The sequence below is a fragment of the Rhodopila globiformis genome (genome assembly GCF_002937115.1).
Lineage (GTDB): Bacteria > Pseudomonadota > Alphaproteobacteria > Acetobacterales > Acetobacteraceae > Rhodopila > Rhodopila globiformis.
In genome coordinates, this window is sequence record NZ_NHRY01000223.1 from 23,327 (window position 1) to 48,458 (window position 25,132).

At 69.7% G+C, this 25,132-nt stretch carries 20 protein-coding genes; 9 read left to right on the plus strand and 11 right to left on the minus strand.

Annotated elements, in window-relative coordinates; all coding sequences use genetic code 11:
* Positions 1-2: 2 nt before the first annotated feature.
* Both CCS01_RS21230 and CCS01_RS21235 read right to left on the minus strand, forming a co-directional pair.
* Positions 3-5,306, minus strand: a complete 5,304-nt coding sequence (locus tag CCS01_RS21230; protein WP_104520765.1) for a PAS domain S-box protein — start codon at positions 5,304-5,306, stop codon at positions 3-5.
* An 883-nt stretch (positions 5,307-6,189) separates the two neighbouring features.
* On the minus strand, positions 6,190-6,939 hold the full coding sequence (locus CCS01_RS21235) for an NTP transferase domain-containing protein (protein ID WP_104520766.1): 750 nt from the start codon (positions 6,937-6,939) through the stop codon (positions 6,190-6,192).
* 303 nt (positions 6,940-7,242) lie between these two features.
* Here CCS01_RS21235 and CCS01_RS21240 point away from each other — a divergent pair, with 303 nt between their 5' ends.
* From CCS01_RS21240 to CCS01_RS21255, 4 genes are all read left to right on the plus strand, one after another.
* The gene (locus CCS01_RS21240) at positions 7,243-7,896 is read left to right on the plus strand and encodes a DedA family protein (protein ID WP_104520767.1); all 654 of its coding nucleotides are present in this window, start codon (positions 7,243-7,245) and stop codon (positions 7,894-7,896) included.
* A 91-nt stretch (positions 7,897-7,987) separates the two neighbouring features.
* A complete protein-coding gene (locus tag CCS01_RS21245; RefSeq protein WP_104520768.1) occupies positions 7,988-8,233 on the plus strand; it encodes an acyl carrier protein in 246 nt (81 codons plus the stop codon).
* The gene (locus CCS01_RS21250; protein ID WP_158258522.1) at positions 8,220-9,617 is read left to right on the plus strand and encodes an ANL family adenylate-forming protein; all 1,398 of its coding nucleotides are present in this window, start codon (positions 8,220-8,222) and stop codon (positions 9,615-9,617) included. Before CCS01_RS21245 ends, CCS01_RS21250 begins: the two co-directional genes overlap by 14 nt.
* Complete coding sequence (locus tag CCS01_RS21255; protein WP_104520770.1) at positions 9,610-10,359, plus strand: SDR family NAD(P)-dependent oxidoreductase; 750 nt, start codon at positions 9,610-9,612, stop codon at positions 10,357-10,359. Before CCS01_RS21250 ends, CCS01_RS21255 begins: the two co-directional genes overlap by 8 nt.
* A gap of 474 nt (positions 10,360-10,833) precedes the next feature.
* Here CCS01_RS21255 and CCS01_RS21260 read toward each other — a convergent pair whose 3' ends face one another.
* Positions 10,834-12,654 (minus strand): long-chain-acyl-CoA synthetase, encoded by a 1,821-nt coding sequence (locus tag CCS01_RS21260; RefSeq protein WP_104520791.1) that lies wholly within the window; start codon positions 12,652-12,654, stop codon positions 10,834-10,836.
* A gap of 189 nt (positions 12,655-12,843) precedes the next feature.
* Here CCS01_RS21260 and CCS01_RS21265 point away from each other — a divergent pair, with 189 nt between their 5' ends.
* Positions 12,844-13,284, plus strand: coding sequence for a hypothetical protein (locus CCS01_RS21265; RefSeq protein ID WP_104520771.1), 441 nt, complete (start codon positions 12,844-12,846; stop codon positions 13,282-13,284).
* Positions 13,285-13,578: 294 nt separating this feature from the next.
* Here CCS01_RS21265 and CCS01_RS21270 read toward each other — a convergent pair whose 3' ends face one another.
* Positions 13,579-14,925 (minus strand): ABC transporter substrate-binding protein, encoded by a 1,347-nt coding sequence (locus tag CCS01_RS21270; protein WP_158258523.1) that lies wholly within the window; start codon positions 14,923-14,925, stop codon positions 13,579-13,581.
* 399 nt (positions 14,926-15,324) lie between these two features.
* Positions 15,325-15,543: a hypothetical protein gene (locus tag CCS01_RS21275; protein ID WP_104520773.1), complete on the minus strand. Its 219-nt coding sequence runs from the start codon at positions 15,541-15,543 to the stop codon at positions 15,325-15,327.
* A gap of 304 nt (positions 15,544-15,847) precedes the next feature.
* Here CCS01_RS21275 and CCS01_RS21280 point away from each other — a divergent pair, with 304 nt between their 5' ends.
* The gene (locus CCS01_RS21280; protein ID WP_104520774.1) at positions 15,848-16,546 is read left to right on the plus strand and encodes an NnrU family protein; all 699 of its coding nucleotides are present in this window, start codon (positions 15,848-15,850) and stop codon (positions 16,544-16,546) included.
* Positions 16,547-16,787: 241 nt separating this feature from the next.
* On the opposite strand, the gene CCS01_RS21290 is transcribed toward CCS01_RS21280, so the two are convergent.
* From CCS01_RS21290 to CCS01_RS21305, 4 genes are all read right to left on the minus strand, one after another.
* Complete coding sequence (locus CCS01_RS21290) at positions 16,788-17,108, minus strand: hypothetical protein (RefSeq protein WP_104520776.1); 321 nt, start codon at positions 17,106-17,108, stop codon at positions 16,788-16,790.
* 324 nt (positions 17,109-17,432) lie between these two features.
* Complete coding sequence (locus CCS01_RS21295; protein ID WP_104520777.1) at positions 17,433-17,735, minus strand: hypothetical protein; 303 nt, start codon at positions 17,733-17,735, stop codon at positions 17,433-17,435.
* A 589-nt stretch (positions 17,736-18,324) separates the two neighbouring features.
* Entirely contained in the window at positions 18,325-19,317 is a 993-nt protein-coding gene (gene pdxA, locus CCS01_RS21300) for a 4-hydroxythreonine-4-phosphate dehydrogenase PdxA (protein ID WP_104520778.1), read from the minus strand.
* Positions 19,318-19,319: 2 nt separating this feature from the next.
* Positions 19,320-20,621, minus strand: a complete 1,302-nt coding sequence (locus tag CCS01_RS21305; RefSeq protein ID WP_158258524.1) for a four-carbon acid sugar kinase family protein — start codon at positions 20,619-20,621, stop codon at positions 19,320-19,322.
* Positions 20,622-21,136: 515 nt separating this feature from the next.
* On the opposite strand from CCS01_RS21305, the gene CCS01_RS21310 reads away from it, so the two are divergent.
* Positions 21,137-21,502, plus strand: coding sequence for a hypothetical protein (locus CCS01_RS21310; protein ID WP_146101883.1), 366 nt, complete (start codon positions 21,137-21,139; stop codon positions 21,500-21,502).
* A 443-nt stretch (positions 21,503-21,945) separates the two neighbouring features.
* Here CCS01_RS21310 and CCS01_RS35775 read toward each other — a convergent pair whose 3' ends face one another.
* Positions 21,946-22,071 carry a hypothetical protein gene (locus tag CCS01_RS35775; RefSeq protein WP_275112945.1) on the minus strand — a complete coding sequence of 42 codons (126 nt, stop codon included), beginning with the start codon at positions 22,069-22,071 and terminating at the stop codon, positions 21,946-21,948.
* Between the two features lie 91 nt (positions 22,072-22,162).
* On the opposite strand from CCS01_RS35775, the gene CCS01_RS21315 reads away from it, so the two are divergent.
* On the plus strand, positions 22,163-22,546 hold the full coding sequence (locus CCS01_RS21315; protein WP_204848384.1) for a DUF1841 family protein: 384 nt from the start codon (positions 22,163-22,165) through the stop codon (positions 22,544-22,546).
* 46 nt (positions 22,547-22,592) lie between these two features.
* On the opposite strand, the gene CCS01_RS21320 is transcribed toward CCS01_RS21315, so the two are convergent.
* Positions 22,593-23,108 (minus strand): TspO/MBR family protein, encoded by a 516-nt coding sequence (locus tag CCS01_RS21320; RefSeq protein ID WP_104520781.1) that lies wholly within the window; start codon positions 23,106-23,108, stop codon positions 22,593-22,595.
* An 831-nt stretch (positions 23,109-23,939) separates the two neighbouring features.
* Between CCS01_RS21320 and bchO the strand changes: the two genes are divergently transcribed.
* Entirely contained in the window at positions 23,940-24,911 is a 972-nt protein-coding gene (gene bchO / locus CCS01_RS21325; protein ID WP_104520782.1) for an alpha/beta fold hydrolase BchO, read from the plus strand.
* The last annotated feature ends 221 nt before the right edge of the window (positions 24,912-25,132 follow it).

The following is a 25,132-nucleotide window of genomic DNA, read 5'->3' on the forward strand; positions in this document are numbered from 1 at the left end:
GTTCAGGCCGCCGACTGCGTCAGCGCCACGATCTGCGCGTCCACCGCATCCACCGAGGCCGGCTTGCGCAGCATCGCGAACGGCCCGGAGCCGACCGCCTCGCGCAGCGCCTCCTGCGCCGCCTCGCCGGCATGGCCGGTGATCAGCACCGCCGGCAGGTTCGGCCGCCGCCGCCGCGCCTCGCGGATCAGCGCCAGCCCGTCCATGCCGCCGGGCATCGCCAGGTCGGTGACCAGCGCGTCGATCGCGAGGCCCGTATCCAGGCTGGCCAGCGCCGCCGCCGCGTCCTGGGCTTCCGTCACGGTGTGGCCGCGATCCGCCAGCGCCATGGCGATGACGGTGCGTACCCCGGGCTCGTCGTCCACCAGCAGCACCGGCACGCCCGGCCGGTTCGGCGACTCCGCCGGCGCCGGCTGCTGCGCGCCCGTGGCCGCGCCCGTGGCCGCGCCCGTGGCCGCGCCCGTGGCCGCGCCCGTACCGGCGTTGCCCGGGCGCGCCTGCGGCAGCCACAGCGACACCGTCGTCCCCTGCCCCGGCGTGCTGTCGATCGCCAAAGCGCCGCCCGACTGGCCGGCGAAGCCCAGCGCCATGGCCAGCCCCAGCCCGGTGCCTTTGCCCTTCGGCTTGGTGGTGAAGAACGGCTCGGTCACGCGCGCCAGCACCTCGGGCGGGATGCCCTCGCCGTCGTCCTCGACCGACAGCCGGACGTAGTCGCCCGGCGCCAGGCTGTCCGGGACGCCAGCCATGCCGGCGCGCACCGTCACCGCCTCGGCGGCCAGGACGATGCTGCCGCAGCCGCCCGGCAGCGCGTCGCGCGCGTTGTTCGCCAGGTTGACCAGCACCGCCTCCAGCTGTCCGACATCGGCCAGCAGCGGCGGCGTGTCCGCCCCGGCCGCCACGCTCAGCGCCACGGACGGGCCCAGCGTATGGCGCAGCAGTTGCGCCAGGTCCTCCAGCAGATGCGCCGGCCCGACCGAGGCGGCGGACAGCTCGCCGCGCCGGGCGAAGGCCAGCAGGCGGCTGGTCACCGCCGCGCCGCGCTCGGCCGCCTCGGCGGCGATCGTCAGGAAGCGCTTCGCCGGGTTGGCGTCCCCGGGCAGCCGCTTGCTGGCCAGCGCCAGGCCGCCCTGCACCGCCTGCAATACATTATTGAAGTCATGCGCCACGCCGCCGGCCAGGCGCCCCAGCGCCTCCATCTTGGCGGCCTGCGCCAGGCGCCCCTCGGTGTCGCGCAGCGCCCGGGTCCGTTCCGCGACCAGGCGTTCCAGCCCGGCCTTGTCGCGCGCCAGCACCGCGGCGGCGTCCTTCTGCCGGGTGATGTCGAGATTCAGGCCGACCATGCGCACGGCGCGGCCATCCTGGTCGCGGATCGCGTGCCCATAGCCGCCGATCCAGCGCCAGGAGCCGTCCGGCTGGCGCACGCGGAACTCGTGGTGGAAGACGCCGTTGCCCGGCGCCAGCGCCTGGCTGATCGCGCTGTCCAGCCCCGGGCGGTCGTCCGGATGGGTGCGGGCGAGCGACTCCTGGCCCGAAGGCGCGCCATCCGCCGGATCCAACCCGAACAGGGCGAACTCGCGCCGGTCCCACACCAGCTGGTCGGTCGGGAGGTCCCAGTCCCAGATGCCCATCTCGCCAGCTTCCAGCGCCAGGCGCAGGCGGTCCTCGCTGTCCGCCAGGGCGCGTTCGGCGCGCGCCCGCTCGGTGGCGTGCCAGGTGCGCTCCAGGGTTTCCCGCGCCAGCGCGACATCCCAGTGGCTCCAGGCCCGCGGCTCGGCATTGCCGACATACAGGATCGCCCGCAGGCGCCCGTCACGCATCACCGGCACGTCGATCAGCGCCCGGATGCCCAGCCCGGCATACACCACCTGCGCCGCCGGATTGGACGCCCGTGGCGCGGTCGTGACATCCGGCATGACCAGCGCCTGCCCCAGCCACAGCGGCGCGAGCCGGCCATTCGGACCGCCGACAAGCGGATGCCGGCCGGTACTCGGGGGCGTCGGGCCGGCCCGCCACTCGCTCTCCACCACCGTATGCAGCCCGTCCGGCTCCACCTCGCCGACGCCCACCAGGGCGACGTTCAGCGCGCGGCCGAGCGTTTCGCAGGCCGCGACGACCATGTCCCGCGCGGTGCCGGCGGTGCGCAGCCGCTCCTCCAGCGCCAGCAGGTAGCGGTCGCGCGCCTCGCGCTCGCGGCGGGTTGCCTCGGCCTGCCGCAGCGCGGTGACGTCGCGGATGGTGCCGAGGATGCGCACGGCACGGCGCCCGCCCGGCGCGGCCGGGTGCGGCTCGAAGAAGGCGCGCCCGGCCGCGGCGAGCCAGAGCACCGTGCCGTCCGGGTGATGGACGCGGTAGTCGCAGACATAGTCGTCATACGGGTCGGCCGGGTCGATCGCCCGCGCCACGCCGGCTTCCGCCCCGGGCCGGTCCGCGGGATCAACCAGCTGTGCCCAGGTGTCGTAGTCCACCGTCGCATCCGGCGGCAGGCCGAACAGCGCCTTGCAGCGGACGTCCCATTCCAGCGGCTTGTTGTCCTGCCCCACTTCCCAGCGCCAGGTGCCGAGATCGGCCGCATCCAGCGCAAGGCGCAGCCGCGCGGCGGCCTCCGCCACCGCGCGCTCGGCCTCGATGCGGGCGGTGACCACCTCGGTGAACAGCAGCACGCCGCCGATCGAGCCGTCCACGCGGCGCCAGGGCGCCATCTCCCAGCGCACCCAGTCGACGGCGCCATCCGCGCGCGGGAACGCGTCCTGCTCGGCCGACAGGATCTCGCCGGCCAGCACGCGGCGGTGGACCGCCCGCCAGCGTTCCGGGATATCCGGGAACACGTCGTAGTGGCTGCGTCCGACCAGGCTCGCCGGATCGTCCTGCATGGGCAGGTTGTAGCCGGACAGGTAGCGCCGGCTCGCGGCCAGGTAGCGCATCTCGGTGTCGAACATGGCGATCGCCGCGGGCGCGCGATCGATGAACAGCTTCAGCCGCGCCTCGCTGTCGGCCAGCGCCTCGCGCGCCCGCTGCTCGCCGTCGATGTCGACCAGGGCGACGACGCCGCCGATGAGCGCGCCGCGCTCGTTGCGCACCGGGCGGCCCATGATCCGGGTCCAGGCGCGGGTGCCGTCGCCGCGCTGGTACAGCACGTCGATCGAGGGCCTTTCCTCGCCCGCCACCAGCCGCGCCAGCGGGTATTCGTGGCCGTCGACGCGGGTGCCGTCGGCGTGGAACGACACCCACTCGTCGTAGCTGTGGATGTCGGGCGAGAACAGCACGGGATGGCGCAGCAGGGTCTCGACATAGGTGTTGCCGCCGACGATCCGCCCCGACGGCAGCTCGGCCATCACCAGGCCGACCGGCACGGTCTCGATGATGGTGCGGAACTGCGCCTCGCGCGCCGCCAGCGCCTCGGCGGCACGCAACTGCTCGGTGATGTCGCGTCCGGTCACCACCGAGCCGACGATCCGGCCCTGCGCGTCGCGGATCGGCGCCAGGTTGTAGCTGCCGACCCAGCTGTCGCCGGTGTCGGTGCGGTGGAGGCGGTAGACGGCGCCCACGGCGGTCTCGCCGCGCAGCGCCCGCGACACCGCCCATTGCTCCAGCGGAGCGCGTTCGCCGCTTTCCAGGAAGACGTCCAGGAACGCGGGATACTCGGCCAGGGTCCTGGCGCAGTCGTCCTTGTTCGCGAAGCGGTGGAAGGTCGCGAACGCCTCGTTGAAATGGATGAAGCGGCCCGCCGCGTCGGAGATGAACACGGCGTCCGTCATGGCGCCGAGCGCGGCTTCCAGGTTCGCCCGGCTCGCGGCCAGCGCCGCCTCGGCGGTCCGCTGCGCGGTGACGTCGGCCAGGATCTCCAGGACCGTGGCCTGCCCGTCGGTCGCCTGCCGCAGGATCTTGCGGGCGGCGACGGTCACCGCCTGGCCGTCCCTGGCGCGCTGATGCAGGTCGCCCGCCCAGGCGCCGGTTGCCTGCAGCGTCGCAATGATCTCGGGCAGCGGCTGCGGAAATTCGGTGCGCAGCAGCGCATGCGCCGGCTGGCCGACCGCCTCCGCCGCGCTCCAGCCGTACAGCGCTTCGCATCCCTGCGACCAGAAGCGGATCGTGCCGTCCAGGTCGCGGGTCATGAAGGCGCCGAGATCGACGGTCGCCAGCAGGTCGCGCAGGCGCAGCTCATTGGCCCGCACGGTCGTCTCAGCGGCGTCGAAGCCGCGGCGCAGGTCCTCGAACTCGGCGATGCCGGCCGGCGGCAGCGCGCCGGCGGTTGCCGCGCCGGCGCCGATGCCGCGCACGTGCGCGCTGAGCAGGCGGACCGGCCGCAGGATGCGACGGGCGGTGAGGAAGGCCAGCGACAGGCCGAGCAGCAGCGCGCCGACGCCGCAGGCGCCGAGCCACAGCAGCGCCCCGCGCGCCGCCGCCAGGGCCGGCCTTGGTGGCGCGATCACCAGCAGCGTCCACCCCGGCGCCGACGGTATGACGTGGAAGGCGAACAGGTGCCTGGACCCGTCGATCGACACACCCTGGTAGACGCCGGCCTGCCGCGCGGCCTGCAGCGCCGCGTTCTGCGGCGGCATCGGATCGCCAACCAGTGCCGGCCGGCCGTCCGAGCGGGCCACGACACTATTGTTGCCGTCGGTGACGGCGGCGAAACCGCCATCGGGCAGCCGTTGCGAGGTGAGCATGGCCTGCACCTGGTCGCCGGTGAACGCGGCGGCCGCCATCAGCGCAACCTGTCCGCGGGCGTTCCTGACCGGGACGGCAGTGGCGAACACCGGCTCGCCGCTGACGGCGCTGTCCAGCAGGTTGCCCACCGCCGGACGCCCGGTGGCGAAGACACGGTTCACCAGGTGGTGGCCCCTGGCCGGCGGCACCGGCGTGCCGAGCGGCAGGGAGGTCATCAGCGGCCGGGTTCCGTCCCGGGTGGCCAGGAATATCGGCGCACCGAGTTGCCGCGCCACCTGCCGGGCCTGGGCATCGACGGCCCGCATGTCCGCGGCCGCCGGGTCCGGTCCGAACACTGGCGAGGTCGCGAAGGCGTTCAGGGCGGCGATCCGGCCGGCGATCTCGCGGTCCACGGCCAGCGCCAGGGCCTGGGCGATCTCGCGCAGCCCCGCGTCGGCCACTTTCCGCTCGCTGACCATCGCCTGCCAGACCGCGGTCGCCGCCAGCAGGACCGTCGGCAGCAGCACGACGAGCACCATGCGAAACAGCATGCCGGCCAGGCGGCGCGGCGCGCTGCCGGACGCCGGTTCGCCGTGCCGGGTTGCCGGCGGCTTTGCCCATCCCGAGCGCCCGGGCGGCAAGAGCGGAAGGCTGCTCATGCGCGGCCGCAAGGGGACAGGACGCGGGCGCGGTGCCTGGACATGGCGGCGCAGCCGGTACGAGCCCGCGCGGTACAAGCCCTTGCGGCGCCGGCCCGGCGCGCGTCCGCGGTGGCATGGCTGCGGTACGCGTCCGCGAGGCCTCCGCGCAGGCGGTTGGCCAGACGCCTTGCTGTCATGCGCCTTGCCTGGCAGATGGCGGGGGCACGACCGCGGCGCCCGGCATTCGATCCGGACGGGCGAGTGTATCCGATGTCATGATGCGCGTCTTATACGTGCAACGAACGACTGGCAGTAGTCCAGAGTCCGGTTTCGGGTGAAATTTTCGCAATCCGGTGCTGATATGACACGGAAGCGGCGCCAGGGGCGGCGAACGTTCCTGCTCCGCCACGGTCTGGCTTGTCCGGGCCACCGGTCCGGGGCACCCGTGCCGCGACAGGTGATCCGGACGCGCCGCATGGGCGCTGGGATAGAGAGCTGGCATAGAGAGACAGGGCCGGGTCCATTGCCTCTCCGTCATGGCCGGGCGTGTCCCGGCCATCCGCGCTTCGACGGTGGGGGTAGATGGCCGGGACACGCCCCATGAGCGCTAACTTGGCGGGTGGACGGCACGGCCGTTGCTACCCCGTCATGGTGGGCGAAGGCTCACCATCCACGCGTTTTGCCGATACCAGCATCGAAGGCGTGGATGGCGGCCCTGCGGCGGCCATGACGACAGGACGGTGCGCCGTGTCCCGTCGCCTAAGTCAGCGCCTATGGGGACACGCCCGGCCATGACGATGCGAGAACGTGCCCCGGCCATGGCGGGTCGGGGCAGGCCCGGCGGACGGCCTGGCGGCGCCGCCCTCGCGGATTCAGATTCCATTACGCAATATATACGATCTTATTCTTCCAGCGCCAGTTCCCCGGCCGATGCCATGCTTTCGTACAAAGCAGCGTCGGCCGGCATGTCGAGCACACCCCACCCGCCGTTGGTGCCGACGGTGCCGATGGAAACGGTGCCCGCCGCCAGCACCAGCCGCAGCAGGCCCGTCAGCGTCAACTGGTCGCGCGTGGCGGCGTCGAGCCCGTTCAGCACGGTTTCCGTCGCCTGCCAGCCGGCGGGCGTGAACTTCACCAGGCCGATGGGCAGGCCGTCGATGGCATCGACGGTGTCGGCCTTGCCGCCGATTTCCAGCAGGGTGCCCGAGGCGCTGCGGCGAAACGCCCCGGCGTGCGCCAGCGAGCCGGCGAAACGCTGCGCCCAGTGGTCGCGCCACAGCCTGTCATACGCCACCACAAGGCTGCCGCGCACCGCCCCGAGGCGATGCACAAGGTCGCGCGGATAGAAGATGTCGCCATGGCTGACGATCACCGGGCCGGCGCGCAGCCAGTCCACCGCCGTCAGCAGCGAAGCCACGGGACCGGTCTTCGCCCAGCGCTCGTTGGTGAAATACGTCGCCTCTGGCACCTCGATCATGTCGGCGCGATAGCCGCGCACGATGCCGATCGCGGTGGCGCCGCCGCCGCGCAGGGCGGCAAGCTGGCGTTCGATCAATGGTTTTCCCGCCAATGTAAGCAGCGAGGCCGGCGGCAGGTCGTCCGGCTTTCCACTGGTGGTGCGGTGGCCGGCAGCAAGGATCAGGGCACGCATGCAATCCTCCCGACAAATTCAGGCAGCCGTATCATCTCGATGCCGCAACAGACAGGCTCGCGGGCGCACGAGGCCGCGCGGGCACTCTGTCTTCCTGTCCGAGGCCGGTTGGCGCGCAGCGAGCATGATCTGACGGCATGTTTCCTTTTTTTGAGATTCATGACAGCGTGTGACGGTGGCACATGCTGCGTCATTGATCCAAATCAAGGCCGGCCGGCGACGCGCCGCTCTCGCAGGCCTGACCGCAACCATCGCGCCCGCCGGAAGCTTCATCACGGGGCACAACGCAAGGGCTGTGACGCCATGTCGATATTTCCGCTGCACACGCTGGACAGCCTGTTCCAGGAATTCGGCTACGGCGCCATCTTCGGCGGCGTGCTGCTGGAGAGCACCGGCCTGCCGCTGCCGGGCGAGAGCCTGATGATCGCCGCGGCGCTGTATGCCGCGACCACGCATCACCTCGACATCTTCATCCTGGTGCCGGTGGCCGCCGCCGGCGCGATCTGCGGCGACCAGATCGGCTATTTCGTCGGGCGCTGGATCGGCTACCGCCTGCTGGCGCACTGGGGCCGCAAGATCGGCCTGACGGACGAGCGGCTGGGACTGGGCCGCTACCTGTTCCGCCGCTACGGCAGCGTCGTGGTGTTCTTCGGCCGCTTCGTCGCGGTGCTGCGCACCTTCGCGGCGCTGCTGGCCGGCGCCAACCGGATGCCCTGGCACAGTTTCCTGCTGTGGAACGCGCTGGGCGGCATCGGCTGGACCAGCCTGTACGGCTTCGGCGCCTATGCGCTGGGCCATGCGATGGAGCGCATCAGCGGCCCGCTGGGCATCGTGCTGGCCGTTGTCGCGGGCGCAGCAATCCTGGCAGCGGTTATTTTTGTCAAGCGCAACGAAACCAGGTTGCTGGAGGACGCGCGGCAGGACATGCAGCGCGAGGCCGCGCACGCTCCGGGTTAGTTTACTACCTGATATTCACTGTTTCCTGTATGTGTCGCGAGACTTCGAAACCATAACGTCATGGACTTCAAGCTATTTGGGATGGAGAACTATGTCGGTCAGGCCGATCATCCTCGAGAATATCGTCCGGATCGCCCAGCAGCAGAAAAAGCCGCTGGCGCCGTTGACCGATGAGCTTCCGCTGCTGGAATCGGGGCTGGATTCACTGTGCATCGCCATCCTGGTGGCGTCGCTCGACGACAGCCTGGGAGTCGATCCGTTCGACCGCGACGGCGATGTCGCGTTCCCTGTGACCATCGGCGACCTCATCGGCCTGTATGAGCATGCCACGGCCTGAGCGCCGTTCGCTGTGGGACCTGACGGAAACCAGCGGCCTGCCGCCCCGGCGCTTCGTGGCCGACGCCACGGGCCGCCTGGCGCTGTCCGCGCTGGCGCGGGGCCGCACCCTGGCGGTGCCGCCCGAGGCGTTGCGCGGGCAGACCGTGCTGCTGTCGTCGGACCGGCAACTGCCGGCGGTTGCCGCGCTGCTGCAACTGGACGGCATCGCCCGCCGCATCCTGCTGTGCCCGCCGGAGCTGGCGCCGGCGCATCTGCCGGCGGTGATCGCGGAAGCCGGGGTGGACGCGATTGTTTCGGACGGGACCGGACCCGCCGCGCACGCCGCCGGCGCCACGCGAACGATTGGATTCGAAACGAACGTCGTTTCCGACCCGGGGATGCCGGGCCAGGGCGAGATCGACCGCGAAGGCCCGACGGAATGGCTGCTGTTCACCTCCGGCACCACCGGGCGCCCAAAGCTGGTGGTGCACACGCTCGGCAGCCTGACCGGGCCGCTGGACGACGGACTGGCCGTGGCCAGCGATGCGGTCTGGAGCACGTTCTATGACGTTCGTCGCTACGGCGGCCTGCAGATCCTGTTGCGGGCGCTGCTGGGCGGTGGCTCGATGGTGCTGTCGCAGGCGGGGGAAAGCGTTGCCGATTTCCTGGCCCGCGCGCAGGCAAGCGGGGTGACGCATGTCTCCGGCACGCCGTCGCACTGGCGCCGCGCGCTCATGAGCCCGGCGGCGCGGGATTTCACCCCGGCCTATGTGCGCTTGTCCGGTGAGGTGGCGGACCAGGCGATCCTGAACAGCCTGGCGGCGGCGTTCCCGCGGTCGTCGATCGCGCATGCCTTCGCCTCGACCGAGGCGGGCGTGGCGTTCGACGTGCGCGACGGCCTGGCCGGCTTCCCTGCTTCGCTCATCGGCCAGGCCGGCGGCAAGGCGGAGCTGCGGGTGGTGGACGGGTCGTTGCGGATACGCTCGGCGCGCACCGCGTCCCGCTACGTGGGCGATGCGCAGCGCCTGATGGACGCCGACGGCTTCGTCGACACCGGCGACATGGTGGAGCTGCGGGGCGACCGCTACCATTTCGTCGGGCGGCGCGAAGGCATCATCAACATCGGTGGCCAGAAAGTGCATCCGGAGGAGGTCGAGGCGGTGCTGAACCAGCATCCCGCGGTGCAGATGGCGCGGGTGCGCGGGCGGAAAAGCCCGATCACCGGGGCGATCGTGGTGGCGGACGTGGTGCTGCGGCCCGGCTCCGGTTCGTTGGACACGATACGGGACGACATCCTGGAAGGGTGCCGGCGCGCGCTGCCGCCGCACAAGGTCCCCGCCATGCTGACCGAGGCCGCCGGGCTGGAGGTCGCGGGATCCGGCAAGCTGGTGCGGCGTGCGTAACGTCCTTGTCACCGGCGGCAGCCGGGGCCTGGGCCTGGGCATGGCGCAACGGCTGGCGGCGGCCGGCTTCCAGGTGGTGGCCCTGGCGCGCAAGGACAGCGACGCGCTGGCGGCGGCGCGCGCGCAGGTGGCGCAGGAGGGGCGCGGCGCGCTGCACTTCCATGCCTTCGACCTGGCCGACATTGACGGAATCGGGGCACTGGTGAAGGACCTGCGCGGCGCGTACGGTCCGTTCCACGGCCTGGTCAACAACGCCGGACTCGGCACCGCCGGCATCCTGGCGAGCATGCCGGACAGCGCGATCGAACAGCTGATCCGGCTGAATATCGTTTCGCCGGTGACGCTGACGAAGTACGTCGTCCGCTCGATGATGGCTGCACAGAGGGAGATCGGGCAAGGCGGGCGGATCGTCAACATTGCCTCGATTGTCGGGTCGACCGGCTACAGCGGGCTGTCGATCTACAGCGCCACCAAGGCGGCTCTGGTCGGGTTCACCCGCTCGCTGGCGCGGGAACTCGGGCCGCTGGGCATCACCGTCAACGCGGTGGCGCCGGGGTTCGTCGATACCGAGATGACGCACACGCTGACCGGAGCACAGCGGGGGCAGATCGCGCGGCGCAGCGCGCTGCAGCGGCTGCCGACGGTGGAGGACGTCGCCGGCGCGGTGGATTTCCTGTTCAGCGACGCGGCGCGCAACGTCACCGGCACGGTAATGACGATCGACGCCGGCAACACCGCTTGAGAGGGGTGGAGGCGTTGGTGGGGACGGGGGCTACCTGGGTTTCCGCTGGCTGAGGGTCAGTGGCGGCGGGCGTGCGGGTGGATTGTCCGGATAAATAACCACAGAGAATAACCGAGGACCACAGGGGGCCACAGAGAAGATTTCATGGCGCTGCGCGCGAAGCGCATGACGCCCGGCACTGCCGCACAGGCGCTACCAAGGGGACGGCCAATTGCGTGCCACGCATTTGGAGCGAGCCGCAAGTGTGAAGGCGACGGCGCGCTTTCCACCGTCACGGCGACCGCAGGGCCGCCATCCGCACCTTGCCGCGCAGTGTCCCCCTGATCCCCTGTGGCCCTCCATGGCCCTCGATTTCTTCTCTGTGCGAACAGAAATACGCCATCAACCACGCTGCCGCCGCCGCGCGACTCACCACCCCGCAACAAACCCCGACCGCACCAGCCCCAGCCATTGGGCGTCACGGCATACCGCCGTTCAAAGCCGCCGGCTGCCATCCTCGATCGACCTCACCAGAATGCGGTCGCAGGCAACGAACCGCCCGGCGCCTCGATCATTGAACCACACCGGCTCGGCTGATCCGGCGAAACCCTCCTGGATCAGCCGCCCCTTGGTCAGCTTGAACGTTCCGGTGAAGTCAAGGGTTTCGCAGCAGCGGACGAACAGCGGCTGCGCATAGGGCGGCAGACGCGCGTCCAGGTGCGCCTTCAGGGCGGCGAGGTCGAAACCGGCCTCCGCCGTCACCGCGGCCATGCCGGCGCGGCCCTCGTTCCCCGGCACCGGCACGCCGAAAACCACCGCATCCGTGATCCCGGGGCAGGCGCGCAGCACCGCCGCGACCTCGGTGGTGGAGACGTTCTCGCCGCGCCAGCGGAACGTGTCGCCGATGCGGTCGACGAAGTAGAAATAGCCGGCCGCGTCCTTGCGCAGCAGGTCGCCGGTGCGGAACCAGCGGTCGCCCTTGCTGAACACGTCGCGCAGGATCTTGCGGCCCGAGGCCGCGGTGTCGGTGTAGCCGTCGAACTGGCGCGCGGCGGGGGCGTTGTTGTCCGGCAGGCGGCCGATGGCTTCGCCTGGCTCGTCCGGCGGACAGGCGGCGCACAGGCCGGCCTCGTCGCGCCAGGGCTCGCCGGTCGCGGGGTCGCAGCGGATCAGCGCCACCGGGAAGCGCTGCGCCAGGAAGGGCGGGATGCGGCCGATGGCGCCGGGCTTTCCCTCGGCGTTGTAGAGCGAGACGATGCCCTCGGTGGCGGCATAGAACTCCAGGATCTGCGGGATGGCGAAACGCTGCCGGAACTTTTCCCAGACGTCGGCCGCCAGCCCGTTGCCGCAGGCGAGGCGCAGGCGGTGCAGCCGCTCCTTCGGATGCGGCGGGCTGAGCGTGAGGTAGCGGCACAGCTCGCCGATATACTGGAAGATGGTGCAGTCCGTATCGGCGACGTCGTCCCAGAAGCGGCTGGCGGAGAAGCGCTCGCGGATCACCAGTGAGCCGCCGCGCGCCAGCATGGCGCCGACGGCGACGATGCCGCCGACGCTGTGGTACATCGGCAGGCAGTTGTAGAGGCGGTCGTCCGGCTGCACGTCCATCATGCCGGCGAACCACAGGCTCCACTCGGCGATGCGGCCGTGCGAGACATTGGCCGCCTTGGGCAGGCCGGTGGTGCCCGAGGTATAGATCAGCAGCGCCCGGTCGCGCTGCGCCGGCAGCGGATGGCGATCGGGATCGAGCGGCGCGGTGCCGAGCTGGTTCGTTTCTTGCTCGATGCGCGGCCACCGGCCCGCCTCGCCGTCCCCATGCACCCGCACCTGCACGCCCGCCGGCAGCCGGTTGGCCAGGGCGGTGACGGCGGGCAGCAGGGTGGCGGAGACGATCAGGTGCCGCGCCGCCGCAGCCTCGATGCTGTGCAGCAGGGCGTCGGCGGCCAGGTTGGTGTTGATCAGCGCGACCGCGCAGCCGATGCGGGTCAGGCCGAGCCAGATGGCGACGTAGGCCGGGCAGTTCGGCATCAGCAGCGCGACGGCGTCGCCGCGGCCGAGGCCGTTGGCGACTGCCCAGCGGGCATACTGGTTGGCCCGGGCCGCCAGCGCGTGGTAGCTGAGCGACTCGCCGGCGCCGAGCAAGGCTGGGCGTTCCTGGTGCGCATCGGCCAGCTGGGGCAGCATGGCCGGAAGCGTGAGGAGCGGCGCGTCGTGCAGGACCTTGCTGGCGTCGAGCGCGCGGATCCAGGCATCCAGGGCGGCGGCGCGCCCGGTTCGCGCCATGTTGCCGGGAACGGGGGATCGTGTCGAGTCTGTCATCGGCGCCAGCATACCGGCGCGGAGAAATCCGGGGATAACACCGTCGCGATTCAAATACGATCGCTTGCGGACTGTGCATATAGTGCGACAGGGTCCGGTTTGCGGGACAACCCGCGGCGGCGGCGGCCGGGTTCCGGGGAGACATGGGCAGGAGACATGGGCAGGAGACATGGGCAGGAGAGAGGGACGATGACCTTCAAGGGCAAGCCGCCGGGCAACGGCGCCGGGGAGATCTCGAAACGCACCGAGGCGCTGCGTCCGGTCATCATGCTGGCGCCGAAGGAAGCGGCTGAGGCGCGGCGGATGCGGCGGGCCGGCCAGTCGCCGGAGCAGATCGCCGCGATCATGGACAAGCCGCTGGACGAGGTTGAGAAAGTCCTGGTGCAGATGCGCATGCCTCGGCCGGAGACCACCCGCGGCACGCTGAACGTGACCCTGGCGGCGCACGCCCTCGTCATGCGCGAACGCCGGGGCGACGAGCCGATATGGACCACGGTCGATCGCCTGCTAGACGAATTGCTGCGCCTGCGGGCGTTGCAGGGGACCGGCGGGGCCGAACCGCCGCATCGGTCGCGGCGGCGCAACGAGGCCGACACGACGCTGCCGTTGCTGGCCGGCCTGAAGGGGTGACGCCTCGCCGGCCGCGGGACGGAACAAGGTGGTCGCCCCCCTCGTCATGACCGGGCGCGTCCCCGCGCGGTCAGGACCAGGAGGTCGAGCGAGAAGGACCTGGCGGCGCGATCCGTTCTCTCATCGTCATGGCCGGGCTTGTCCCGGCCATCCCCCCCCCCGCCGTTCGTGCGCAGATGGCCGGGACAAGCCCGGCCCAAGCCCGGCCATGACGATAGAGAGACGACCATGCCCTGTTCCCCGTCAAGTCAGGCGCATAGGGACACGCCCGGCCACGACGGACGAACAGCAACCTCAGCGCAGGTAGCCCTCGATCTCGTCCTGCGCCCAGGCCAGCACCTGCTTGTCGCTCTCGCCTTCCCTGATCCGCGCCATGATCTGGTTGTGGACCGCGCGGTTGTAGATCTGCACCGCCACGTCGGGCGACGCCTCGGAGGCGGTCAGGTTCGGCTCCTGCTGATGCCACGGCCGGATCGGGTAGTTGTAGACCGTTCCCTTGGGCGGCTCGACGGTTTCCCAGATTTTGAAATCGAGCAGACTGGCATAGGGCGGCAGGTCGTAGCCGTCGACGACGTTGCACCGCTCCTCGACCTGCGGGCGCTGCATCAGGTACTCGATCAGTTCCTTCGCCGCCGTCTTGTTCGGGCTGAAATTGTGGACGCCCCAGAAGAAGCTTGCGGTCGGAACGAAACGCCCCTTCGGCCCCTTCGGCGCCGGAAAGGTCCAGCAATCGGCCGCCACCTTTGGCGCGTCGCGCTTCGCCACCGCCCAGGCCGAGGGCGGATTGAAGATCAGCGCCGACTTGCCGGAGATCAGGGCGCGGTTGTTGGAGGCATCGTCGAAGCTGACGGCATCGTTCGGGTAGTACTTCACCAGCCCCCGGGCGAATTCCATCACCTGCTGCATCTCCGGCGAGTGCAGCTGGATGGTGCCCTCGCTGTCGATCAGCATGGCGCCGAACGAGCGGAACAGCGCGCCGTGCAGGTCGGTCGCGTCGGTGTTGGTGCCACCGCCCAGGCCCAGCCCGAAGGTCATCCCGTCCTGCTGCGCCAGCGCGGCGTATTTCCGGAAAGTCTCCCAGGTCCAGTCGGCCTGCTGCGGCGTCGCGCCGGGATGCGCCGGATACATCGCCTGCAGGTCCAGCCCGTGCTTCCCGAACCAGCTGATCCGCGCGCACGGCGGCTTGGTCTGCGTGCCGCTGCTGGTCGGCACCGCCACCCAGCCCCGCTTCGTGTGCGCCAGGTAGGAGCAGGTCTTGTTCACCGCGCCGTTGGCCGCGATCAGCCGTCCCATGACGTCGTCGATCGGCTCCAGCGAGTCGGCGAAGTTGTGCACGTCCCAATTGTAGTACGTCAGCGCGTCATGCCCCGCCTTGGCCTCCCCTTCCGCCGCCGCGGTCAGGCTGAGCTTGTTGCCGTTGCCGGTGATGAAGTCGGCCTGCACCTCGACCTTGTTCTTGTTGGCCCAGGCGTTGACCTGTTTCTGCATCACGTCGTTTCCGCCGGGCACCCAATGGTCCCAGAAGCCGATGCTGACCTTGCCCGCCGCGCCGGCGGTGCGGATGTGCACCAGTGGCAAGGCGGTCGCCGCCGCGGCCAGCTTCAGCGCGCCGCGGCGTGACACTGTCTTTGATCCGATCATGGTGGTTTGTCTCCCTGGACAGCCGTTGGCCTTGTATTGTTCTAACGCGTCGGCGAGGCGGCCCTGGCAGCACAACCCGCCCCCGGGCCCCGCCCCGGGAAGCGCTGCGGCACACTGTTGCACGCCCGCAAGAGATTCGCGGGTTTCGCCAGCGAAGCCTCGCGCAACGGACGTTTTGCGCCTGTTGCCGATCATAGACCGGGTGGCGGGAAAATCGGATAAAAATGCCTTAATAAACTCGAACCTGAACAACCGGTCCGGACTGGGGGACCTTGAGCGCCGGCACTACCTGCCGTCAAGGCCCGGCCTGTCGAAGCGGTTGTTCAGGCCCGGGCCGTTCCACTGCCTGATCCGTCTCGATCCGGTCGACGCTTCTTCATCGCGAAGCGCGGGGACATGCTACCAGGGGCTGGCTTGCCAGTCGTTGGTGCTGATCAGGAGCAACCATAACCTGATCTCCAGTGCTGATGCGTAGTCCTCCACAGCCTGGGGCACGCCGCCCTCCGCCAGTCCCAGACCCAGCCGCCGGCAAAGGGCAAGTTCCGTTCGCAACTGCTCAATCTTTGGAAACAGGGCAAGCTGGGTGCGCAACTGCCTGATCCTGTCCTGCACGCGCATTCTTTGGGTCTTTCCACACCGCCACCACCAGAGCAGCTAAATGCCTGAGCCCAGCCGCAATCAGAAGTTGTTTCTCAAACCCTGTTCCCATTGCTTATCCGTGACATTTTCCCACTGCCTCCAACAGATCGACGATGCAAGGCGGCACGGCACCGCACAACGCCACCGTCCGACGCTGCGGTTGCATCCTTGATTGAAACAAAACGCCCCCGGCGGGCGCGGCCCGGAACAGGACACGCATCGTTGTGGACCTGCCGCACGGCGCAGTGCCATACCGCGACCTCCAGTCAGGCAGGACCGTGCGATGGGCGAGTGGGCGGAGTTTGCGATCGCGTTTGGCGCCTTTCTGCTGTCGCACGCGATTCCGGCCCGCCCGGCGGTCCGCGCGCGATTGCGGGCCATCCTGGGCGAAGGCGGGTTCCTGGCGGCTTACAGCCTGGTTTCCGTGATCCTGCTCGGGTGGCTGATCGCGGCCGCCGGGCGGGCGCCGTATGTGGCGCTGTGGGACTTCGCCCCCTGGCAGATGTGGGTGCCGAACCTGCTGATGCCGCTGGCCTGCATCCTGGTCGCATTCGGCGCCGCCGCGCCCAATCCGCTGTCGTTCGGCGGCCGGGCGGTGGAGCGGTTCGATGCCCGGCATCCCGGCATCGCCGGGGTTTCGCGCCATCCGCTGCTGCTCGGCCTGCTGCTGTGGGCGGCCGGGCACATCGTGCCGAACGGCGACCTGGCGCATGTCATCCTGTTCGGGACGTTCGCGGCGTTCAGCCTGGCAGGCATGCGGATGATCGACCGCAGGCGGCAGCGCACCATCGGACGCAGCGCCTGGGATGCGCTCGCCGCGCGGACCTCGCTCTGGCCAGGGGAGGCCCTGTTCGACGGGCGGTGGCGCCCGTCCCTGCGGCGGCTCGATCCGGTGCGCCTCGGCATTGCCGGCGTGCTCTGGGCGGCGCTGCTCAGCCTGCATGCGCCGGTCATTGGCGTGTCGCCGTTGCCGCCGCTGTAGCGCCCGGGCCGATGCCAGGAGGACGCGAAGCGGCTGCGGGAGCCGCTGCGTGGCCTTCGTACGGTGCGCGGACGACGCTACCGGCCGAAGACGGAGTAACCGGACGCGGTGCCGTCCGGCCAGTTCGTCTGGATGACGCCGACAAAGGGATATTGCCCTTTGATATCCTTGTATTTGCCGGTCCCCCCCGTCCACTCGTATGTTCCGGGGCCACGCATGGTGTCACCTGCCACTTGCCATCTCAGGTAGGCCTTGTCGCCGCCGGGATCGGCGACCACGCAATATCCGGCGGCCTTGTTCTTCTTGTTGTTTTGTTGTTGAGATCAATGTCATTCCAGCCGGGGCATTTCATGCCGGCGCGGTTGAAGAGGCCGGATTCGCCCTTGTCACTGAGGAAGGTGCCGGAGAACTCGCCGACCCAGAAGAGATGGCCTTTTTCGATCTGCTGCACCTTACCGACGCCGAGCCAGCCAAACTGGCCGACGAATTTCCAGTCCTCGGCGTGTGCGCCCGCCGAGACAAGCAGGCCTGCGATCACTGACAGCATCAGCGTTCGTGTCATGGTATCCTCCCCGTATCTCTTTGTCTTGGTTTGATATGAATTGATACGAAGGCCACGCAGGAAAATAGTTGCGGCAACTATACTTGCGAAGTCAACGAGTTATTGCCGCAGGCGTTTCAAGACAGGGTGAAGCACAGCGCCGGCACGGGTGACCCGGCGGTACGGCGTCCGGCGGAAACCCCCTGTGCCGCGCCTCAACGCCTGCCTGTCCGGCCGTCACGACAGCCGTCGTGTCACGCCCGGCTGTGCCGGCGCATCGCGATCCCAAACTGTCATTGCTCGCGACACATGAGCCGGGGCGTCGCCGGCCGGGATGCGGATGCGCTACACAACGCCCATGCGCTTCAGCTCGCGGCTGAGCTGCTGCACGGCGCTGCTGCCGAACGCGACGTGGAGGCGCCGGCCGACGATCACCGCAAGCCAGTCCGGCCTCGCCCGCAGCACGCCCTCGGCAACCAGCCGATCGGCCTCGTCGGCGACGGCGGCGTTGATCTGCGGCACGATGTCGTCGGACAGCGGGCGGCCGGCGAACGCCTTGACCCGGGCGTTCAGCCGGGCGGTGGCCAGGACCTCCCGGTCGCTCACCGTCGCCTTTGTCTCGAACAGCAGTTTCTGCAGATCCGCCATGGTGCCGATGTCCCGGTTCTGTCCTGTGCGCTGGCGATGACATGGGATGCCGGGATGCCGGTGCCAAGCATGGCTGCGATTGGCGCCCCTCGGGACGGGAACGGAGCAGACCGTAGCCCGCCCGATCGGTGCGACGTGGTCTGTAAAGGGTCTGTCAGGGAATAACAGCGTCACTGGCTGCACGGCACCGGCTGCACGACGTCGTCATGGCGGGCGCAGGCCCCATTGGCGTTAAAATAGGGCTGGCTGTTGCCTCCTCGTCATGGCCCGGCTTGTCCGGGCCACCTGTCGCGGCACAAGTGCTTGAATAGGTGGCCCGGACAAGCCGGGCCATGACGGGGAGGCAACAGTCGCGGCGGACCGTTTCCAAGATCTGTGCATCCCGTAGGGACAAGCCGGGCCATGACGGAATGGCAAGCATCGTGCCGCCGCCACGCTATTTTAACGCCAATGGGGCGCAGGCCGGCCATCCACGCCTTTGCCGCGATCAGCACCGCAAGGTCCGCCTTCGCGGACCATGACGCGGAGAGGACGGTGCCCCACACCCAATGACGCGGTAATTTCCTGACCGCCCCAAGGGTCCGGGCGCTCAATGCCCCGGGGCCAGGGCGACGGCTTGGCGCAGTGCTTCCAGCAGGCTGCGCTCGTCCGCCTGGCCGGTGCCGGCGATGTCGAACGCCGTGCCGTGGTCCACCGAGGTGCGGATCACCGGCAGGCCGACGGTGATGTTCACGCCGGCCTCCAGCCCCATCACCTTCACCGGGCCGTGGCCCTGGTCGTGGTACATGGCGACCACCATGTCGAAGTCGCCGCGGCCGGCGCGGAAGAACAGGGTATCGGCCGGCAGCGGGCCTTCCACGTCCCAGCCCCTGGCCTGGCAGGCGGTGATGGCGGGGACGATCTTGGTTTCCTCCTCGCCGCGGCCGAACAGGCCGTGCTCGCCGGCATGCGGATTGATGGCGCAGACGCCGATTTTCAGGCGCGGCAGGCCGGCCTTCACCAGCACGTCGCGGCCGCGGCCGATCACCCGCTCGACCAGCCCGGGCTCGATCTTCGCGATGGCGTCCAGCAGCCCGATATGGGTGGTGACGTGGATGACGCGCAGGTTCGGTGTCATCAGCATCATCGAGACCTCCGGCGTGCCGGTCAGGGCGGCCAGCAACTCGGTGTGGCCGGGGTAGCGATGGCCGCCGAGGTGGAGCGCCTCCTTGTTCAGCGGCGCCGTGCAGATCGCGTCCACCTGGCCCTGCACGGCAAGCCCGGTCGCGGTGCGGATGTAATGGTAGGCGGCGTTGCCGGCGGCCGCCGACAGTTGGCCCCAGGGCAGGTCGTCCGGGATCAGGCGCAGGTCGATGCAGTCGACGCTGCCGGCGGTGCAGCGCCGGTCGTCGATCGATCCGAGGCTGCTCACCGCCAGGCTGCTGCCGACGATCCTGCCGGCCTGCCGCAGCCGGTTGGCGTCGCCGACGACGACCGGGCAGCAGCGCTCGTACAAGTCGGCGTGCGCCAGGCTCTTCATGATGATTTCCGGGCCGACCCCGGCGGCGTCGCCCATGGTGATCGCGATGACAGGACGTGGCATGGTCAGCTTGTCTCCGCTCGGTTGGCGGCGCCTGGCGCGGACCGCAAGGCGGCGCGGCAGCGCAGCAGCGTCCCGGGATGGCCGAAGGCGCCGGCCTTGGTGATCACCGGCAGGCCGCGCCCGCCGATGGCAGTGGACAGGGGTACGCCCGGTTCCAGCTCGCCGGCAAGCCGCAGCCCGGTCGCGCCGAGGGCGAGCAGCACGGCGCGTGCCGTCTCGCCCCCGGTGAGGACCAGGGCGCCGGCCCGGTGGACGCACGGCGCCACCAGCGCCGCCAGGGCGAGGCACAGCGGCAGCCCGTCCGCCAGGTTCACGCCGCCCTCGCTGTCCAGCGAAACCACCGTGTCGTGGCCGGCAGCCAGGGCAGCCTCCACTGCGCGGCGCCAGGCGTGCCAGTCCGCGGTCCGCAGCACCGCGGGCGGGACAGTGACGAGGCCGACATCCGGAGCCGCCGCCAGCCGCGCCACCTGCTCGCGCGATATGCGTGAGGCGCTGCCGACGACGAACAGCAGCGGCCCCGCGCAGGGCGGCGGCGGTTCCACGGGCCGATGGGACCGCAGGCCGGCCGCCGCGGGCAGATGACGGGCGAGGCCGGCCGAGCCAGCCCAGACAGTATGCCGCCCCAGCGATACCGAGGCTGTGGCGATGGCCTGAAGATCGGCCTCGGCATCGGCGTCGCAGACGATGACGTCGTGGCCGATGGCCGCTTCGGACAGCGCGGCGGGAAGCCTGGATGCGTCGCGGACCGTGTCGAGGGGGATGGACATGGCACGCAGGCCGGCCGCGTCCAGCATGGTGGGGATATGCGCCGCGCCGGCGATCCGTTCGGCTTTCCACAGCTCGGTGTGCTCCAGCCGGACGCCGTGCAGCAACTGGTGGCCGCCGGATGTGGTGCGCCCGGTGGCGGGAAAGGCGGGCGCCATGATGGCGGCTGCATCGCCGTGCAGCGCCCGCCGCGCCGCCAGCGTTGCGGCGATCTCGGCACCGACGTTGCCGCGCAGGGTGGAGTCCAGCTTCTTGAACAGGACCTGTCCGGGAGCGGCCTGCGCGCGCACGATGCGGGCGGTTGCCGCCGCCGCCTCGGCCGCCGGCTTGCGGCGGGTGTCGGCGTCGACGGCGAGGACAGCCGCGCCGACTGGGTCATCGGCCGCATCGAGCAGCACAACGGTGTCGAGGCCGGCCACGGCGCAGGCGACGCCGCAATCGGCGGCCCCGGACAGGTCGTCCGCGACGATGAGCATCCCGGCGGGCAGCATCCCGGCGGGCAGCATCCCGGCGGGCAGCATCCCGGCGGGCTCGGTCATCGTCCGGTCGCCCGGCCATGACGGAGATGGGCCGTCCCGGGGGCCGGATCTTCCTTCATCCGGCGCCTCATCCCGGCACCTGTGGGGCGGGTCGCCGGGGAGGCCGGTGGCGCGGGAAGCGATCGGCGGCGTGTTCCAGGACGTTGGGCATGACGCAGATATGGGTGTCTCGTGGCCCACACACAGGGATCGCGCCGGCACGCTGAGGCAAAGCCGCCCCGGGTGCGGCGCCGAGTTGGGAGCACAGGCCATCCGAGCACGGGTCAGGGGCACGCGCCAACGGCAAGCCGGCGATAATTGTTCTTGATTTGTTCGATAGGGCGTCTAATATCCAGCCGACAGGGACAAGTCATCAGGGACAAGTCATCAGGGACAAATCATCAGGGACAAATCATCAGGGACAAATCATCAGGGACAAATCATCAGGGACAAAGAGGGAACTCACGATGCAACACCACAACATGCAAGACAACAGGATGCAGGGCAGGATGCACTGCAAACAGTGCGGCGGCCCGATGATGCCGGAAACCGTGATCAAGCTTCGGCGCGGCCTGATCGGCTTTCGCGAAACACGCTTCCCGGGCGCCTATTGCGCGTGGTGCCGGATCGGCGTGACGATCGGGGGGGACTGCGCCGCCGGGCACCGGCAGGTTTCGGTCATGGCCGACCTGGGCCGGAGCATCCGGCAATTGCTGGCATCCTGGTCGGGTGCCGGCGCCTCCCGGTCAACCGGCGGCCGTTGGGGCGCGAAGCCATCCGGCGGTCTTGTTCCCTGGCGCGGCCGGTCTCGCGGCAGGCCGTTCTGGGTGCCGCCTCGCCAGCACCCGGCCACCCTCGAGCCGCCAAGGGCGGGCGCGGCCGGCGGCTTTCATCCCACGTAATGCCGATCGCCGGCCGTCGGGCTTGTTGGACCTGGGGGAAAGCCCTCCGATTGGCGTTAAAACAGGGCTGGCTGTTGCCTCCTCGTCATGGCCCGGCTTGTCCGGGCCACCTGTCGCGGCACAGTGCTGGAATAGGTGGCCCGGACAAGCCGGGCCATGACGGAATGGCAAGCATCGTGCCGCCACGCTATTTTAACGCCAATGGGAAAGCCCTCCACCGTTTGCCCTGGCCGTGGCTGGCATGGGCCGGGGACGCGCGGCGGAGGGCGCCAGCGTTGCCAGGAAACGTCCGTGCCTGTTCATCCTTTCGCAGTTTTCACCACGGAGGAGGAACGAGGTACACGAAGGGCCACGAAGACCGGACCTTGCTGGCCTGTCGGGACCGGACAAACCGCCTTGTTGCGGCGAGCCATTGCGGTCCAATACCCGCCTGCGACGTGGAGTTACACAGCCATCCCGGCACACTGTCCCGGCAGCGTATCGAGCGCCTCGCCCATGCCGGCGTGCAGGCCATTGCCGAAATCGGCATCGGCGTGCGAGGCCCTGGCGACGGCCACGGCCTGCCGCACGACATGCTGCGCCGGCGGGATGATTCGGCTATAACCCCTGGCCAGGGGGTGCTGCTCACCGGACGCCGTGCACCAGGCCAGGATTCACGCCATGACCATCGACCATTACAATCCACTGCACGCGCCAGACCCGGCCGAATGGCTGGAACTGGACGAACAGGAGCGGATCGGCCTCGTTGCCGACTACCATGACGAGGCGGGCATCGATCTGCCGAACGTGAAGGTGCATGCGACGATGCATGCGATCGTCGAGAACCAGATCGCCCTCGGCGACGAAACGCCGGTGCGGCTCAAGGCCCGCCAGCTCATGGCGCAGGGCCTCGACCGTCACGAGGCGATCCACGCCATCGCGTCCGTGCTGATCAAGCACATCTACGACATCACGAAGAAGCCGCAGGGCGTGGGCGACCCGAACCAGGGCTATTACGCAGCCCTGCGGCGGCTGAACGCGCGCAAGTGGCTGCGCTCGGGCTGACGCGGCCGATCGGCTGCCGCGCCAGCCCGTGGCCGAAACGGCGGTACTAACGCCCGGCCCGAGCATCCAGGGCCGAGCCGGTGCCGATGCCGAACGGCCGGTTGAGCCGCACGACCGTCAGGTTGAGATAGGCGGCAAAGGCAACCCAGCACAGGTACGGCAGCAGCAATGCGCCGGCCGCCGTGGATATCGGCCACAGCACCAGCATCGGCACCAGGACCGAAAGCCACAGGAACGGCACCTCGACCAGCGCCCAGTCCGGACGCCGCAGCCAGAAGAACAGCGGGTTCCACAGGATGTTCGCCAGGCCGTTCACCACGAACAGGCCGATGATCAGCGAGCGGGTGCCCGAATCCGGGGCATCCCGCAGTCCCAGGAACAGCGACAGGGCCGCCAGGGCGAAGATCACCGACCACGCCGGGCCGAACGCCCAGTCCGGCGGCTGCCAGCTTGGCTTCTTCAAAACCTCGCGGTACCAGGGCGAGAGGCTGTCGGTCAGGTAGGCCCCGACCGTCGCGACCACCACCGCCCAACCCACTGCGATGACAATATCCAGGATCATGCGTCAACCTCCTGACCACTGCGACTGAAGCAACTGTCAAACGGACGGACGCCGTCATTGTTGTCGCAGGCGTCGCGGCGGTCATTACCGCCGGATTGCCTGCTTCGACAAGGGTACACCGACCGGAAATTGGCAAGTGGCAAGCACGGAGCCGCTTTGAATGGCGTCGTCACGGCGGATTGCTTCAAGTTACCTTGTGCATTGGCGGCTTGTATCTTGCCTGACGTCAGGCCAGCCTGACGGTGTTACGCCGATGATCGTTGCCCCCGCGGCGCTTCAGGCAGGAATTCCGCCTATATATTTGTATTTACTTTGATCGAATGGATGTTCGCCGCGCCGGCGCGTGTTTTCGTGCCGGATAAGGTCCTTTTTGCACGATCCTGCGCTGGCGGCGGCGCAATCCCACCGGACGTGTCCACCGCGGTACCCACCGGACCGCCCGGCGTGTCACGCGCGGCCTGGCCCTGTGACAACCGTTCGTTACAGCTGACAAAGCGTCTTGACCACTCAGCCTTGATGCAACGCGGGCCGGCAGAACGGCTTTAGATGTCGCGGTGAAACCGCTTCTTCCGGAAGGCAGCGAACGTATCCCTGGTGCCGCCGGTTTTGAGGCGGCCGAACCGTTGCAAGTAAAAAGGGGCAGTCGCCAATGTCGTCTTTTCCAGGCTGCACGCAGGCCGTGACCGGCCGCGAAAGGCACCGGCGGCTACATCTTGCGGTCAAATATCGATCTGGAAGAGCAAGCTTCCGCCAGGCGTGCCTTGCCGTGCCAGGGCCGGCGCCGCAGCGGCGAACCGAGCCGGACTCCGCCGCCGCACCGGCGGTGGCGCCATGACGCGCGGCAGGGCGCTGGACTGGTCCACCGACGGCGCGGACTGGCCCAATCGCCACAGCAGCCGCTTCGTCACGGCCGCCGACCTGACGTGGCACGTGCAGACGATGGGACAGGGGCCGGTGCTGCTGCTGGCCCACGGCACCGGCTCCTCCACCCACAGCTGGCGCGACCTGATGCCGCGGCTGGCGCGGTACTTCACCGTCGTCGCCCCGGACCTGCTGGGGCACGGCTTCACCGGGACACCGCGTACAAGCGGCATAACGCTGGCGGCCATGGCGGCCGGGCTGGAGGCGCTGCTGCAGGCGCTTGGCGTCGCGCCGGCGGTGGCGGTGGGACATTCGGCCGGCGCGGCGATCCTGACGCGGCTGGTGGTTGGCGGATCCATCCCCGCGCCTGCGGTGCTGGTCGCGCTGAACGGCGCGATGCTGCCGATCCCGGGCCTGACCGGGCATGTCATGCGGGCGGCGGCGAAAATGCTGGCGTTCAGCCCGGCCGTACCCTGGATGGTCAGCTGCCGGACGCGGCAGCCTCGCACTGTCGAGAAGATGATCGCCAACACCGGCAGCACGCTGACCGCCGCCGGCATCGGCTATTACGCGCGCCTGATGGGCAGCCCGCTGCACGTGCGCAACGTCCTGAACATGCTGGCCGGCTGGGACCTGCGCCAGACCGTGCGCGACCTGCCCTCGCTGCCGTGCCGCCTGGTGCTGGTCACGGCCGACGGCGACCGCGCGTTGCCGCCGCACGTCGCCCGCCGGACGGCGGCGCTGGTGCCGGGCAGCGAACTGGTCGTGCACCGGAGTTACGGCCACCTGTCGCACGAGGAAGCCCCGGAGGAAACCGCGGACCTCATCCTCCGCGCGGCGCAAGCCTCGGGCGTTCCGGTGGCGCGGGACAGCGGCGGGCAACTTCCGGTGCCGCCGCGGTGGCGCGGCAACACCGAGCGGCCGATCCACGCTGCGGCCTAGCCCGCCGGCCAGGCTACGCACAGTCCGCTTCCGTATCGGTGTGCAACCGGGCCGGTCACGCTGCAGGCAGGTTCGCCGGGCCGGCTTGCAGCGTGGACCCGTTTCTGATTTATTACGATGACAGTGCGGGTCATGCACGCGAGGAGGAATTTGGTCCATGGTTGGTCATCGGATTGTCAGGAACCGCATTTTCCGGAGCGGCGCCGCCGGGGCAAAGGCCG